The organism is Crocosphaera sp. Alani8, from assembly GCF_038442745.1.
Lineage (GTDB): Bacteria > Cyanobacteriota > Cyanobacteriia > Cyanobacteriales > Microcystaceae > Crocosphaera.
In genome coordinates, this window is the sequence record NZ_JARVCN010000038.1 from 1 (window position 1) to 14,373 (window position 14,373).

Sequence of the window (14,373 nt, forward strand, 5' to 3'; positions counted from 1 at the left end):
TCGCATTAAATAGTTTCCTCCCAGTGTACCTCATGAGTATGGGAAATGCTATATCCAGAACAATTTAAGGAAGATGTCAACATAAATCAAGAGAAATTTTAAGATAAAGCTGAGATTAAATAATCGATGTAAGTATTGACTTCTTTATCCGTTTAATATCAAAAATGAGATAAAAAAGTTAATTTATTTATAAATTTTTGTAAACCAGTTGAAACCCTTAATAAGCGTCACTTCCGACTTATAATCATAAAGATTACAGGAACCTTTATCGAGGTCTATATTATGGTCGCATCCTCTGAAAAAAACACCGTTGAATCGATCTTACATGAAGACCGAGTCTTTCCTCCTGCTGAGGACTTTTCTAACAACGCACATATCAAAAGTCTTCAAGACTATGAGCAACTATACGAAAAAGCAAAAAGCGATCCCGAAACCTTTTGGGCAGAATTAGCAGAACAAGAATTACATTGGTTTCAAAAATGGGATCAAGTTTTGGACTGGAAACCACCCTTTGCCAAATGGTTTGTCAACGGCAAAATCAATATGTCCTATAACTGCCTCGATCGCCATCTTACCACTTGGCGACGCAACAAAGCAGCCATTATCTGGGAAGGGGAACCCGGAGACTCTCGCACCCTAACCTACGGGGAACTGCACCGAGAAGTCTGTCAGTTTGCCAATGTTTTGAAAGACATGGGAGTACAAAAAGGCGATCGCGTGGGTATTTATATGCCTATGGTTCCCGAAGCAGCGATCGCTATGTTAGCCTGTACCAGAATAGGTGCGCCCCATAGCGTTATTTTTGGGGGTTTCAGTGCCGAAGCATTACGCGATCGCCTAGAAGATGCACAAGCTAAAGTTGTTGTCACTGCTGATGGTGGTTTTCGCAAAGATAAGATAGTTCCCCTAAAATCAGAAGTAGATAAAGCCCTAGAAAATGGGGCTTCTAGCGTCCAAAAAGTAATTGTCGTACAACGGACCAAACAAGACGTTTCCATGCGCGAGGGAAGAGATTATTGGTGGCACGACCTACAAAAAGATGCCTCCCCTAAGTGCGATGCAGAAGTAATGGATAGCGAAGATCCCTTATTCATCCTTTACACCAGTGGCAGTACAGGGAAACCCAAAGGAGTTGTCCACACCACCGGCGGATATAACCTTTACACCCATATGACCACAAAATGGATCTTTGACCTCAAAGACAACGATGTTTACTGGTGTACTGCCGATGTAGGTTGGATCACAGGACACAGTTATATTGTCTATGGTCCCTTGTCCAACGGTGCCACATCCTTGATGTACGAAGGTGTTCCCCGTCCCTCTAACCCTGGATGTTTCTGGGATGTAGTGGAAAAATACGGAGTCAATATCTTTTATACCGCACCCACTGCCATTCGTGCTTTCATCAAAATGGGAGAAGAGTTACCACAAGCAAGGGATCTCTCATCCTTGCGTCTATTGGGAACAGTGGGAGAACCCATCAACCCCGAAGCTTGGATGTGGTATCACCGCGTTATTGGTGGAGAAAAATGCCCTATAGTAGATACCTGGTGGCAAACAGAGACAGGAGGGGTAATGATCACACCTTTACCCGGAGCAACACCCACCAAACCTGGATCAGCTACCCGACCTTTCCCTGGCATTATAGCGGATGTGGTGGATCAAGAGGGTAATGCAGTTGCCGATAATACCGGGGGATTTTTGGTTATTAAGCATCCTTGGCCTAGTATGTTACGTACTGTTTATAATGACCCTGAACGCTTCCAAAAGACCTACTGGGACCCCATTCCTGAAGTAGACGGGAAACCAGTCTATTTCGCTGGTGATAGTGCGAGAAGGGACGAAAAAGGCTATTTTTGGATTATGGGACGGGTAGATGACGTGATGAATGTCTCTGGACACCGTTTGGGATCGATGGAGTTAGAGTCTGCTTTAGTATCTCATCCTGCGGTTGCTGAAGCGTCTGTGGTTGGTGTTCCCCATGAAGTAAAAGGGGAAGACATCTACGCTTTTGTTACCCTGGAAAATCATTACAGTCCCAGTGAAGAGTTAAATAAGGAGTTAAAGCAGCACGTTGTTACCGAGATAGGTGCGATCGCCCGTCCGGGTACTATTCAGTTTGCTGAGGCACTTCCTAAGACGCGATCGGGTAAAATTGTACGACGTTTCTTACGTCAAATAGCAGCCGATCAAGATATTGTTGGTGATAAGTCTACTGTAGTTGATCCCAGTGTTTTGGATAAGTTGAGAGAGAAAGTTTAATTGTTAGTTTAGGGTGGACTTTTTTGAGTCCACCTTAATATTTAAAATAGTACAATGGAGGCAAGCTTATTTTACCCACCTTTGAACAATCAATTAAATCAGTCATACTATGTCAAGACTTATCTAATAAGTATCTAGATATTCACCTGTTTCGTTTTAATGATCGCTCTGGGGAGATTTATATTTTAGCAGGTGAAGACATTGAAATTTTAATTGCATCTAATGGAACATGGAGGTTTATTAATGAAACCTAATTTTGAAAAAATGACAAGAAAAGAGCTTAAAGCTTATGTTTTAGCTCATCGGGACGATCAAGAAGCTATAGATTTGTTAATGAGTCGTCGTAGTCCTGATTCCGAAGCAGTTTGGTATGATGCTTCTCTGTCTCAAGCTCAAGTTGAAGAGATTTTAAAGAAGAAAATTAAAGGGGAAATTTAAGCAAAAATGCCAACTCATCAACAGCTAGAAGGTCTTTATCGAATTTGTTATTATTTAACGTATCGAGCCTTACAAGCCATCCATCTCATTTGTACCGATGAAAGAACAGATAATTTAATGTCAGAGATTAATTACGATAAAATGTCAGATCAGGAACTTAGACAATATTTCTTAGAACATAAGAATGAGCAATCAGCTTTGCAAGCATATTTACAAAGACGAAATCAACAACCAAGACAAGTTATTACAAAAGTTGGTGATCCTGATTTTGATTTGAACATAGAACAAGCAATTAAATCAAAATTAGATCAACGTACTAATAAAAATTAAAAGACTATAAAACAACATAATCAATAAAACTATGAGTTTATAATAATTACTGATGTCTATTACCATTTCAATATGAATGAAACATTTGAGACGTTAAGAACTGTGTTTATGGGTATTGCTACCTTATTAACAACATAGATACAATGCTAGGCAAGGACTGAAAATACTTTCATTAACCCTGAAAATCTCCCCTTTTGTCCACCCTACTAACTGTGAAATAGTAAAAACCTAACAACGTCCATAAACTACACTTGAACCCACTAATTGCATTTGATAGGGAGAAATTAACTCATAGGTACTTCTTGAACCATTTTCATCTCGTTTTATTAGATAATTACCATCTAAAATCCATGTACCAGAATAGTTAAATCGTCTTATCGGATTCATCAAGTTCGCTCCCACATCTATCAAGATGTTTTCTTGTTGAAATTGACCATCTGAATTTAACTGAATTGTAATCGTCACGTTTCCGTTTCCATCATTCCAGGTACTTCTCCAACAACCAACCACTGATGATTTTGCAATTTTATTTAATCCTTTGAACGTTTCTTTACTAAATCCCTTTACAGAATAGGTTTATGATATTACACTTTGAACCAATTAATCCTAATTCAACCTCAGAAATGATTCCCCCCAAACTATAAGATTTCATAAAGGAGTTAGACAATGAAAATTAATATAGATACAGATCCAGCTATTATTGAAGAAGCTTTACAAGTTTTAAGTCAACATTTAGAACCTTCTAAATTAATGCGTTTTTTAGCAGTTTGTAATTTAGATAGTGTTGATTATTTAAACCTTAAAGAAAAACTTTTTGAAGGGGAAACCGTAGATAGTCTCTATGAAAAAATAAAAACTCTAGAAGATGAGGATGTAATTTAATATCAGAGATTAATTATGCTCAAATGTCAGATATAGAACTTAGAAAATATTTTCTAGAACATAAAAATAATCAATAAGCCTTACAAGCTTATTTACAAAGGCGAAATCAACAACCAAAACAAGTTATTATAAAAGTTGGTGATCCTGATTTTGATTTGAAAATAGAACAAGCTATTAAATAAAAAAAGAGTTATCCAATTAATTGAAGGAGAGTAAACATGAATTATCCGATGGTTATTTATCCCTGTCAAGAAGGAGGGTTTGTTGCTGAAATGCCTGCTTTAAAAGGATGTCTTGCACAAGGAGAAACCCTAAAAGATACCTTGCAAGAATTAATGATTGTTCGAGATTTATGGTTAGAAACTGCTCAAAAATAGGGAAAAAAACTACCTAATATTGAAGATGCGATCGCTAAAATGAAAATCCTCAGCTAATTAATAAAATTGACCAATAAACTAGAAACCAAAAATTAGTATAGATAAGCATCCAGCCATAGTAATTTATTCTGACAGACAGATTAAAAGTTATAATAGAATGAAATAAGGGTTAAGAAAAGATGGATAAGCCTTTGGTTACAATTATTTTTAGAATAATAAGAACATGAGGAGAACACTTAATGGCAACTATGACTATCCATCCTACCTTATCCAGCGATCACTGTATGATACCAGTGATCAAAACCCCTGAAGATTATCTAGTTTTTCGCATCACTCCCCAGGATACCAACCGTCTAGCGATTGTTTTTGACACAAGTATGGCCGATGATTCTTTGACAGTTTGTGTGGAAATATTCGATCCTGGAGGTAGTACCCCCACCCATCGTCATAACTTTGCGGTAGAAATGTTTTTTATCCTTAAAGGAACAGGGTTAGCGGTTTGTGATGGCAAAGACATTCCTTTAAACCCAGGGGACAGTTTATTAGTGCGTCCTACCGGTATCCACGAAATTAGAAACATTGGCGCAGATCGTTTATACGCCCTCTGTTTCATGGTTCCTAACGAAGACTTCTCGGAGTTAATTCGTCATGGGGTTCGAGAAACTTTGGACGAAGAAGACTTAAAGGTTTTACGGGGAGTCAAATATTAAAACCCTAGAGGTTCAGCTATGCTAAACCCCTAGTTAAGTTCATCTTATTCCCATTCGATGGTTCCTGGAGGTTTAGAAGTGATGTCATAAACCACTCGGTTAACCCCTTTCACCTCGTTAACAATGCGGTTAGAAATGATTTCTAAAAGGTCGTAAGGGACTCTAGACCAATCTGCTGTCATACCGTCTTCGCTGCTAATCAAACGGAGTACAACAGGATGAGCGTAGGTGCGTTGATCTCCCATTACCCCCACGCTACGAATAGGTAGAAGGACAGCAAACGCTTGCCAAAAATCGTGATACATTCCTTGTTTAGCAATTTCATCTCGTACCACAAAATCAGCGTCTCGTAGGATATTTAAACGTTCTGAGGTAACCTCTCCAATAATACGAATGGCTAAACCGGGACCGGGGAAGGGGTGACGACGAACAATTTCCTCTGGTAAACCAATGGAACGTCCCACCTTACGAACCTCGTCCTTAAACAACTTCCGTAAAGGTTCTACTAACTTAAAACGTAGATCCTTCGGGAGTCCTCCTACATTGTGGTGACTTTTGATTTTAACCGCAACCCGTTCCCCTGTTTTTGGGTCTACATTAGTGTCAGCAGACTCGATCACGTCTGGGTAAAGGGTTCCTTGCGCTAGATAATCGAAGGGACCAAGACGTTTTGACTCTTCTTCAAACACTCGGATAAACTCATGACCAATGAGACGGCGTTTTTTCTCCGGATCTGTGATCCCTTCGAGTTGTTTTAAAAAGCGATCGCGCGCATTCACATACTCCACAGGAATGTGAAACTGTCGCGCAAATATCTCCATCAACCGTTCTGGTTCCCCTTTACGCATGAAACCTTGGTCGATAAACATACAGGTTAATTTATCGCCGATGGCCTGATGTAACAAAAAAGCCAGGGTTGAGGAGTCTACCCCACCAGATAGGGCTAATAATACCCGTTTATCTCCGACTTTGGCGCGAATCTCGCGGATGGTTTCGTCTACAAAGGCCTCTGTTGTCCAAGTGGGTTCACATTCACAGATATGATATACAAAATTACGAATCAGGGCGATCCCATCCACAGAGTGAACCACTTCGGGATGGAATTGTACCCCAAACAGTTTCTTATTGTGTTCGGCGATCGCAGCGCATAGAGTATTCTCGGTATGGGCTAAGATAGAAAAGCCTTCGGGAAGATTAGTACAGGAGTCCCCGTGACTCATCCACATGGTTGAACCGTCTTCCACATTGGTTAATAAGTCGGTGGGATCGTCGATACGCAGGGAAGCTTTACCGTATTCTCCCCTGGTTGCTTTTTCTACTTGTCCCCCGAGTTGTTTCACCATCAACTGCATCCCATAACACACACCTAATATGGGAATACCTAAACCCCAAATCTCAGGATCACATTGAGGCGCGAGATCGTCATAAACGGAGTTAGGTCCCCCTGACAAGATAATACCTTTCGGGTTCAGTTGACGGATTTTTTCGGCTGTTGTGCGGTAGGATAAGACTTCGGAGTAAACTTGGGTTTCTCTAATACGACGGGCGATTAATTCTGAATACTGAGAACCAAAATCAAGAATAACGATCATTTGGCGATGGAGACTTCTATCTGGAGTGTTGCTGTGTAAAGTCTCTGGAGTGTTGGGGAGAGAAGGGCTTTGAGTAGTCACGTTTTAAGGATGGCAAAAAGTAGAGCTAATGCGAAGATAATTGTTTAATAGATTATCTTAGCATTAGCCTCAAATTGGTTCCACACTTAATCCAGGTTAAGTTGGTTCCCGCGCTTATATTGTAAGTACGCTGCAACGAACAAACCAGCTAAAGTAATGGGAATAAGACCTAAAACAATGCCTAAAAGTAGGGGTTCGATCATGGGTTCTCCTCATCGAGATGAATAATATTTACTTTATGTTACTTGGGAATGTTGCCCTAATTCTAGAGCATAGATAATTTTTTTATTCCACAACACTCTCATCACTAACTCAAGTAACCTGTTTTTGTCAAGAAAATATAAAAACAATTAATATTATGAACAAAATCCCTCTTTATTTGTTACATTTGTTAACAGGACTAGCTTTTTACCCTTAAAAGATTGCAAAATGTAAAGAGGAGGCTAATATAATCCATCATCAAATCACCGTGACTGAAGAGTTAATCCAACCAAAGGAAGTTATCCAAAAGCTGACATTAGTTTTTTTAGGCGCAATTTTTCTGGCTATTGTGGCAATAGTCGGTTGGTATCTTCATGAAATCTCCGATCCCTATGTTAGTGAAGTCTTGTCCGCTACAGGTAGTATTGATAGGGGAAAGGCCATATTTGAAATTAACTGCGCTGGTTGTCATGGTATAAACGCTGATGGTGTTGTTGGGCCAAGCTTACACCATGTACAAAAACATAAATCAAAAATTAGTCTCATCCAACAAGTAGTTAGTGGAAAAACTCCCCCTATGCCAAAATTTCAGCCCAGTCCCCAGGAAATGGCTGATTTGTTAAGTTATTTAGAAGAGTTATAGGCCGAGTCTATATCCTTAAAAAATGCTTGATTTACTGATGTTTCTCCGATAAAACTGATAATTTAATCATCAGGAGCATCCCGTCAATCGGCTTATACTATGTTATCTTCCTCTGACAATGGCCTCTGTAAAAACCTTCCCATTCCCTCCCCGAGTCATCCTCGACAATATCGGGCGATTGGTTTAATTGAAGGTCAATATCAGCGTTCTCAGGAACACCCAACACGAGGTATATTAATCACCCAAGAAGGCAACATTATCGATACGGTTGTCTTGGGTAAGGTTCTCAGTGTTTTTAAAAAACATCTCGATTTAGATAAACCTCATTTGTGGATTGTTTATCCGAGAACTCGTCCAAGTAACGACCAACTTCAACTACAGATTGCTGGAGTCTGGGAACCAGAAGTTTTACACCCAGAAAACACTCATCCACTATTATCAGATGATAATCTCTCTCCTGAAGTTCCCGTAAAAAGTGGGGATTTTTCTATTCGTGGACAAGTGGTGTATGCGTCTCATCAAAAAAAAATTGCCATTGTTAAAATTCGTCAATCTCCTAAACATCCCTCAGAAAAACCTAAATTTTTTAAACTGAAACTGCAGGGACCCCTTGCAGATAAGGCAGTTGGTTGTTTTTGGGACTTACAGGTACGCTTAGTAAACAATCAATTGACAATTGTAACAGGTAAAAATTTAGGACAAGTAGCTAAAAAGAGAGGTGGTTTCGCAAAAAAACGGGTTACCCCTCAATTGCGGCCTAAAAAATTATTAATTAACGAAGAACATTCCCTTTCTCCACCTAACCGTATCTCTTTACCAAAACCAGTCAATTCAACTAGAAGTAACTTCCAGAAACCCCAGTAAATATATTATGACCTACAGTTAATCAGTTTCAATAATCAGGTCATTTTATAATTTTTAACGGAACTCTTATAGAGACGTTTTAGATAACGTCTCTATGGATTGTGAAACAAAAATTGATTTTTAATTTTGAATTGATTAACTACCCATTATCCAGTCTTTAATTATTTGGTTAATGCGATCGGGAATTTCATCATGGGGACAATGACCCGCTTCTAAATAGTATTCTGTTAAGTTAGGATAATATTTACGGTATTGTTGACCTCTTTCTTGTGTGTTCATCCAAGGATCTTTTTCTCCCCACAACATTAATAGAGGATGGGATAATTGTTGTAATAAGTTATCAACAGTTTCTCCTTGTGGTGTCTTAAAAACTGAAGCAAATACTTGTGCGGCACCCGCGTCACAAGAAGGACGATAAATATCATTAACCAATTTATCTGTTACAGCTTCTTGATTGTAATAAACCTTGTTTAATGTCTTGCGAATATTATTGGGACGACGCATATATTGAAATAGTAAATAACTTGCCCAAGGTTGTAATAAAATAGAACGGATTGCTGTTTGAATTTTGTTTGGTTTACTTGCTTTTTGAGTATCGCTGAAAGGACCTGCACTATTGAGTAAAATCACTCCCTTACAGGTTTCTGGACATTGTGAAGCTACACAAAGGGAAGCATAACCTCCCAAAGAGTTACCAGCTAAAACAACAGGTTGACCGATAATTTCTGTTATAAAGTCTTTTAATTGATCTCGCCATAGATCACCACCATATTGTAATTTGGCTTTTGCAGATCGACCAAAACCTAATAAGTCAACTGCCCAAACTTCAAAATCTTCTTGTAATTGGGCAATATTTTTTTGCCAGTGATCTGTAGATGCACCAAACCCATGTATGAAAAGTATGGGAGGATGGTTAGACCGTTTTTTGCCAGCTTGGACATAATAGATATTATGGCCTTGCCATTGCCAGTATTGTCCGTTGGGAGAGGTGTTGGAAGAAAGATCAGCTGTTTGCATGGCGAGCGCAGTTTTTAAATTTATATTAACATCCTTCTTAGTTTAACGGGTGGATCTTCAAGTTAACAAGGTTGCTAATTTTCCCAAAACTTCATGGATGAGATTATTGTTGATGACTGATAATTGAACTTTGGACAAAAAGAAAGTTGTTAGCATCATTATTCTGCCAACAAAAAAGCAAAAATATCTTTTCTTATAACTTATACAAGCATCTTTTTCTAATAAGGTAGAGTTTAAGATTCCCAAGACATCATTGTTGACTTCGGTTACAGTTTGATATTGGGTTTCATTGCCTCTACCAAACCGATAAAATAGCGATCGCACTAGGAAAAGTATTAATATCTAAAAACAAGCAAGTAAATCATAATGGCAAAAATTATCAGTTGAATCGGAAAAATCTTGTTTTTTTTCTTGCCTAAAAATATCAATTATTTGAATTAATTGGCTATTCCTTGAAATAAACAAAGAAAGGTTATAATCAGATGACAAACAAAAGTCTCTTCTAAATCCGTAAAACCATTCACTAACATTAAGAAAATCTGGAAAAAACTTAAATCAGAATAGCTAATATTTTTATTTTTTGTTTCTATTAACAAACTTATAAGTTTTTCAAAATTAGTATTTTGAGATGTCCAAAAAGCTAGTTTACTAGATGGTAATATTTCCAATTTTGATATTAATTCACTAGAAATTAATTCAAAAAGTAATTTTTGCTCTATTTGTAATTTATAAAATCCCTCAAAATACTCATCTTTACAATTATTTAAGAGCTTAATCACTGTATTTTTTAGCAAATTATTATCAAATAATAAGTATTGATTAAAATCTATATTAGTAACCAAGTAAGGAGGGTAATTGTCACAGTTACAAGATTCCCAAATTTCACCTATTGTATTAATATTTTCTTCAAATAAAATAGCTTTAACAACTCCACTGAAATTATTAGGTACTTCATATTTACTTATTAACAAATTACTTAAGATAGTTGTTGAAGACATCGATTCTAGAGACAGATTAAAACTATTAGGTGAATAGTCCATAAATCTATCTCGAAGTGTCTGCTCTGTTGAGATAAAGACGAAACTCTGAAAACGTGGTGCATTACTCCAAGGTAAAATTGACCAATTATAGTTAATAGCAAACCAACTTAAAATAGTATCAATTTTTTCTAACGACATCAGAGAAAATTGACCGACTTCCGTGACAACTAATCCAGGAAAATTTGAGAGATTTTTTTGACTGAGACATTGACCATGAATATACCAATACTGCTCATTATGAGCATACCAATGTTTTCCATAATATTGCTCACTAGACTTTAATAGATCATTAATATTTATGAGATGGTGACTTTTGTTTTCATTAATTGACATACAAGTATATGTTTTATGGTTTTTAAGCCAAGATTTAATTTTTTCTCGAAAAAAATGATGATGATCAATAAAAAAAGCTAAATAATACATAAATAAGAAAAAGTCTCATATAAAGAATAACTCTCTGTTTTTGATAATAAATTTTTAAGAAGTTCAATAAACTTCTGAATTCTACCCGTCTTTTTTTGTGTTTAACCACATTAAAATTCCTGTAACTCCTAACATTAATAAACCAAATCCATTTAAGAAAGGGTAAATCATTTCTAAGTTAATACGTCCAAACTTTCCCCGATGCAGTTCTAATAACCAAATAAAATCATCAGCCTTGCCTGTTGCAAATGCTACTTGAAATAATGTTCCTGTAATAACAGTTAACACTAAAGGAAAAATCATAAAAGGAGCAAATTTATAATGCAACTGACGTAAATTTGTTGTGTCGGTTCGCTTCATAACTGTATTTATTGATAAACTTTTTGTTTAATTACTTTCAAAATAATAGGACTAACTACTAGAAATAAAAAGATAAATTCTGATGCTTGCGGAAGATAACTAAATGGCTCATTCTGTTGAATAGTAACGTTAATTATCTGCTCTTCTACTAATGTTGTTTCTTCCGACTGTTGTTGTTCAATGTTACCTTCTTCCTCTACATTATTGTTATCTTGTTGTTTAACTTGGGGAGTTTTCTCTTCAGGTTCACGGTGATGATGACCTGCATGAGCTAACACAGGTTTGACAGGTAAAAGAAATATAGTTGAACCGAAGTTAATAAGAGACATAGATGAGGTTTTCCTCTGCGACTGATTCATAACACCTCAAGGTTTTTTGAACTTTGCTTATCATACCAAGCCATTTTATCTCTTTGAAAAACGGTGTAATAGCAATTTTCATTTGCATAGATTACAAATTCAGAGAAAAATAGTCCCCACACTCCCCACCCTCACTAAACCGAGATTTTGATACACTCAACTGAAAACTGCTATTATGGCAATTTTCAATTAACTGGCGAATCTAAGAATATAACTTCTGCCTTCTGCCTTCTGCCTCCTGACTAGAAGCTAGAAACTTATGAATTTATGCAAATCAAAACTGCTGTAAACTCAACAATCAATCCCTTTCAGTAAGTACACATCAACTATAATTTTCATTAAAGCTTACCTAAAGACTTGCAATCGAGGCTAACAATAGTTACACTTCTTTAAATAAAATTCATTTTCTTGGCATAATGTAGGTTAGCTGACTTTTGGGCTGTGAGAGTTGTTAGACAGCGATCGCCAAACTCAAGTCACATAAAACCTAAAACCAATAAAAAAACGTCGACGTAGACATATTTTCAAAAGGAGGAGCGTAGTCAATGGGACTACCTTGGTATCGAGTCCACACAGTCGTTCTGAATGACCCAGGACGCTTAATTTCAGTCCATCTGATGCATACTGCCCTAGTAGCCGGTTGGGCAGGTTCTATGGCTCTTTATGAGTTAGCTATTTTTGATCCCAGTGATCCCGTTCTTAACCCCATGTGGCGACAAGGGATGTTCGTTCTTCCCTTTATGGCCCGTCTAGGAGTAACTGGATCTTGGGGTGGCTGGAGTGTCACCGGAGAAACAGGCGTTAACCCTGGTTTCTGGTCTTTTGAAGGTGTCGCAGCTGCCCACATTGTTTTGTCTGGTTTATTATTCCTAGCTGCTGTTTGGCACTGGGTATTCTGGGATTTAGAGCTATTTATCGATGCTCGTACAGGGGAACCAGCTCTTGATCTTCCCAAAATGTTTGGTATTCACCTTTTCCTATCCGGACTTCTCTGCTTCGGTTTTGGAGCCTTCCATTTAACCGGACTTTGGGGCCCTGGAATGTGGGTATCTGACCCCTACGGTCTGACAGGTCACGCCCAACCGGTGGCACCGGAATGGGGACCGGCGGGCTTTAACCCCTTCAACCCTGGAGGAGTAGTAGCTCACCATATCGCAGCCGGTGTTGTAGGGATTATTGCAGGTCTATTCCACTTAACAGTAAGACCTCCAGAACGCCTCTACAAAGCTCTGAGAATGGGTAATATTGAAACTGTATTATCCAGTAGTATTGCTGCTGTGTTCTTCGCTGCTTTCGTCGTTGCTGGAACCATGTGGTATGGTAACGCCACCACCCCCATCGAACTCTTTGGACCAACCCGTTATCAGTGGGATAATGGTTACTTCCAACAAGAGATTGATCGCCGTGTAGAAAGCAGTTTAGCTGCTGGTGATACCCTATCAGAAGCTTGGTTAAGTATTCCTGAAAAGCTTGCTTTCTACGATTATGTAGGTAATAGCCCCGCTAAAGGTGGTTTATTCCGTACTGGTGCTATGGATAGTGGTGACGGTATCGCTCAAGAATGGTTAGGACATCCAGTATTTAAAGACGCTGATGGTGATATTTTAACCGTTCGTCGTATGCCTAACTTCTTTGAAACCTTCCCCATCGTTCTCACCGATGCTAATGGTATTGTTCGCGCAGACATTCCTTTCCGTCGTGCTGAATCTAAACTCAGTATTGAACAAACCGGCGTTACCGTGAGTGTATACGGTGGTGCCTTTGATGGCCAAGTATTGGACAACCCTGCTGATGTTAAGCGATTTGCTCGTAAAGCACAATTGGGTGAACCTTTTGATTTCGACCGTGAAACTCTCGGTTCTGACGGTGTATTCCGTACCAGTCCCAGAGGTTGGTTTACTTTCGGACACGCAGTGTTTGCTCTACTATTCTTCTTTGGTCACATCTGGCATGGTTCTCGTACTCTGTACCGTGACGTATTTGCTGGTGTTGATCCTGATCTTGAAGAACAGGTGGAATGGGGTCTGTTTGCCAAGGTTGGTGACAGAAGCACTCGTACCAAACCTGAAGGTTAATAAGGGTTTTGTGCTAAGTATCCCATAATTTAAGTACACAAAAAGGAGTCAAGGATAAGTTTATCCTTGACTCTTTAATTGTTTTAATTTTTCTTTACAGTAACTTTTCAGAAATAGGGAAGTCGAAGTGTTGACCACTACTGGAATTTGTAGCCAGACTTTTTTGAAATTGGTATAGTACGACACGAAAGTTTTGTTAATTTCTTGTGTATTCTGGGCCAAGTGTGGTGGAAAGTTAGTTATGTTAAACTCACATCTTGCACCTTCGATAAAACTGGCTAGTTTGTAAGCGTTCAGCTATCAGCCATCAGCTGAAAAATAAGAATCCCTATTATCTACTGTGAGTAGGATTAAACGTATGCTGACTGCTGACTAATTTAAGTTTTTCTATACTGGTACAAGATATCAGTTCAATTAAAGTTTTTTGACGTTCTTCAGAGTAACGCTCTGATAAAAATATGCGATTAGGGCAAATACTGCTCCAAAAAAATTGGATTTCTCCTGAGCAACTAGAAGAAACAATTCGGGTTCAAGCTTCCCAAAAAAGTCGTTTGGGAGAGCTATTGCTACAGAAAGGCTTAATTGTCAATACTCAACTAGAAGTAGCCCTAAAAGAACAGTATCGGCGTAAAAATGGATTTTAGCTTACCGCCGAGAAGCCCCCCACTGTACCGTAGGTCAGTGTCGGGATGATAGGCGGGTAAAAAAGAAGGGTTCGA

19 protein-coding genes are annotated in these 14,373 nt (G+C 38.2%); 12 read left to right on the top strand and 7 right to left on the bottom strand.

Annotated features, from left to right (window positions below; translation table 11 throughout):
- The first annotated feature begins 282 nt into the window (after positions 1 to 282).
- The 4 genes from acs (at position 283) to P9B04_RS03145 (ending at position 3,030) form a co-directional block, all read left to right on the top strand.
- Positions 283 to 2,262: an acetate--CoA ligase gene (gene acs, locus P9B04_RS03135; RefSeq protein ID WP_342053542.1), complete on the top strand. Its 1,980-nt coding sequence runs from the start codon at positions 283 to 285 to the stop codon at positions 2,260 to 2,262.
- A gap of 68 nt (positions 2,263 to 2,330) precedes the next feature.
- Positions 2,331 to 2,516: a DUF6888 family protein gene (locus P9B04_RS25105; protein ID WP_446717960.1), complete on the top strand. Its 186-nt coding sequence runs from the start codon at positions 2,331 to 2,333 to the stop codon at positions 2,514 to 2,516.
- Positions 2,506 to 2,700, top strand: a complete 195-nt coding sequence (locus P9B04_RS03140; RefSeq protein WP_342053543.1) for a DUF6887 family protein — start codon at positions 2,506 to 2,508, stop codon at positions 2,698 to 2,700. The genes P9B04_RS25105 and P9B04_RS03140 overlap by 11 nt, the downstream gene beginning before the upstream one ends.
- A gap of 6 nt (positions 2,701 to 2,706) precedes the next feature.
- A complete protein-coding gene (locus P9B04_RS03145) occupies positions 2,707 to 3,030 on the top strand; it encodes a DUF6887 family protein (RefSeq protein ID WP_342053544.1) in 324 nt (107 codons plus the stop codon).
- A 228-nt stretch (positions 3,031 to 3,258) separates the two neighbouring features.
- Here the strand turns inward: P9B04_RS03145 and P9B04_RS03150 are convergent, their stop codons facing one another.
- Positions 3,259 to 3,495 carry a hypothetical protein gene (locus P9B04_RS03150; RefSeq protein ID WP_342053545.1) on the bottom strand — a complete coding sequence of 79 codons (237 nt, stop codon included), beginning with the start codon at positions 3,493 to 3,495 and terminating at the stop codon, positions 3,259 to 3,261.
- Positions 3,496 to 3,696: 201 nt separating this feature from the next.
- Here P9B04_RS03150 and P9B04_RS03155 point away from each other — a divergent pair, with 201 nt between their 5' ends.
- From P9B04_RS03155 to P9B04_RS03165, 4 genes are all read left to right on the top strand, one after another.
- Positions 3,697 to 3,912: a hypothetical protein gene (locus P9B04_RS03155; protein WP_342053546.1), complete on the top strand. Its 216-nt coding sequence runs from the start codon at positions 3,697 to 3,699 to the stop codon at positions 3,910 to 3,912.
- Between the two features lie 8 nt (positions 3,913 to 3,920).
- Positions 3,921 to 3,989: a DUF6887 family protein gene (locus P9B04_RS25110; RefSeq protein WP_446717961.1), complete on the top strand. Its 69-nt coding sequence runs from the start codon at positions 3,921 to 3,923 to the stop codon at positions 3,987 to 3,989.
- A 141-nt stretch (positions 3,990 to 4,130) separates the two neighbouring features.
- On the top strand, positions 4,131 to 4,289 hold the full coding sequence (locus tag P9B04_RS03160; protein WP_342053547.1) for a type II toxin-antitoxin system HicB family antitoxin: 159 nt from the start codon (positions 4,131 to 4,133) through the stop codon (positions 4,287 to 4,289).
- A 248-nt stretch (positions 4,290 to 4,537) separates the two neighbouring features.
- Positions 4,538 to 4,999 (top strand): cupin domain-containing protein, encoded by a 462-nt coding sequence (locus P9B04_RS03165; RefSeq protein WP_446717962.1) that lies wholly within the window; start codon positions 4,538 to 4,540, stop codon positions 4,997 to 4,999.
- A gap of 44 nt (positions 5,000 to 5,043) precedes the next feature.
- On the opposite strand, the gene guaA is transcribed toward P9B04_RS03165, so the two are convergent.
- Together guaA and petG are read right to left on the bottom strand one after the other, a co-directional pair.
- The gene (gene guaA, locus P9B04_RS03170) at positions 5,044 to 6,672 is read right to left on the bottom strand and encodes a glutamine-hydrolyzing GMP synthase (protein ID WP_342053548.1); all 1,629 of its coding nucleotides are present in this window, start codon (positions 6,670 to 6,672) and stop codon (positions 5,044 to 5,046) included.
- An 86-nt stretch (positions 6,673 to 6,758) separates the two neighbouring features.
- Positions 6,759 to 6,875 carry a cytochrome b6-f complex subunit V gene (gene petG / locus P9B04_RS03175; protein ID WP_008278251.1) on the bottom strand — a complete coding sequence of 39 codons (117 nt, stop codon included), beginning with the start codon at positions 6,873 to 6,875 and terminating at the stop codon, positions 6,759 to 6,761.
- Between the two features lie 260 nt (positions 6,876 to 7,135).
- Between petG and P9B04_RS03180 the strand changes: the two genes are divergently transcribed.
- A complete protein-coding gene (locus tag P9B04_RS03180) occupies positions 7,136 to 7,516 on the top strand; it encodes a c-type cytochrome (protein WP_446717963.1) in 381 nt (126 codons plus the stop codon).
- 99 nt (positions 7,517 to 7,615) lie between these two features.
- Complete coding sequence (locus tag P9B04_RS03185) at positions 7,616 to 8,380, top strand: hypothetical protein (RefSeq protein ID WP_342053550.1); 765 nt, start codon at positions 7,616 to 7,618, stop codon at positions 8,378 to 8,380.
- A gap of 135 nt (positions 8,381 to 8,515) precedes the next feature.
- Here the strand turns inward: P9B04_RS03185 and P9B04_RS03190 are convergent, their stop codons facing one another.
- The 4 genes from P9B04_RS03190 to P9B04_RS03205 all read right to left on the bottom strand — a co-directional run bounded on the left by P9B04_RS03190 (position 8,516) and on the right by P9B04_RS03205 (position 11,549).
- Complete coding sequence (locus tag P9B04_RS03190) at positions 8,516 to 9,397, bottom strand: alpha/beta fold hydrolase (protein ID WP_342053551.1); 882 nt, start codon at positions 9,395 to 9,397, stop codon at positions 8,516 to 8,518.
- A gap of 437 nt (positions 9,398 to 9,834) precedes the next feature.
- On the bottom strand, positions 9,835 to 10,860 hold the full coding sequence (locus P9B04_RS03195; RefSeq protein ID WP_342053552.1) for a hypothetical protein: 1,026 nt from the start codon (positions 10,858 to 10,860) through the stop codon (positions 9,835 to 9,837).
- 81 nt (positions 10,861 to 10,941) lie between these two features.
- Positions 10,942 to 11,220 carry a PepSY domain-containing protein gene (locus tag P9B04_RS03200; RefSeq protein WP_342053553.1) on the bottom strand — a complete coding sequence of 93 codons (279 nt, stop codon included), beginning with the start codon at positions 11,218 to 11,220 and terminating at the stop codon, positions 10,942 to 10,944.
- Positions 11,221 to 11,228: 8 nt separating this feature from the next.
- Entirely contained in the window at positions 11,229 to 11,549 is a 321-nt protein-coding gene (locus P9B04_RS03205) for a hypothetical protein (RefSeq protein WP_342053554.1), read from the bottom strand.
- A gap of 575 nt (positions 11,550 to 12,124) precedes the next feature.
- Here P9B04_RS03205 and psbB point away from each other — a divergent pair.
- Positions 12,125 to 13,654, top strand: a complete 1,530-nt coding sequence (psbB, locus tag P9B04_RS03210) for a photosystem II chlorophyll-binding protein CP47 (protein ID WP_342053555.1) — start codon at positions 12,125 to 12,127, stop codon at positions 13,652 to 13,654.
- Between the two features lie 458 nt (positions 13,655 to 14,112).
- Positions 14,113 to 14,298, top strand: a complete 186-nt coding sequence (locus P9B04_RS03215) for a hypothetical protein (RefSeq protein ID WP_342053556.1) — start codon at positions 14,113 to 14,115, stop codon at positions 14,296 to 14,298.
- The last annotated feature ends 75 nt before the right edge of the window (positions 14,299 to 14,373 follow it).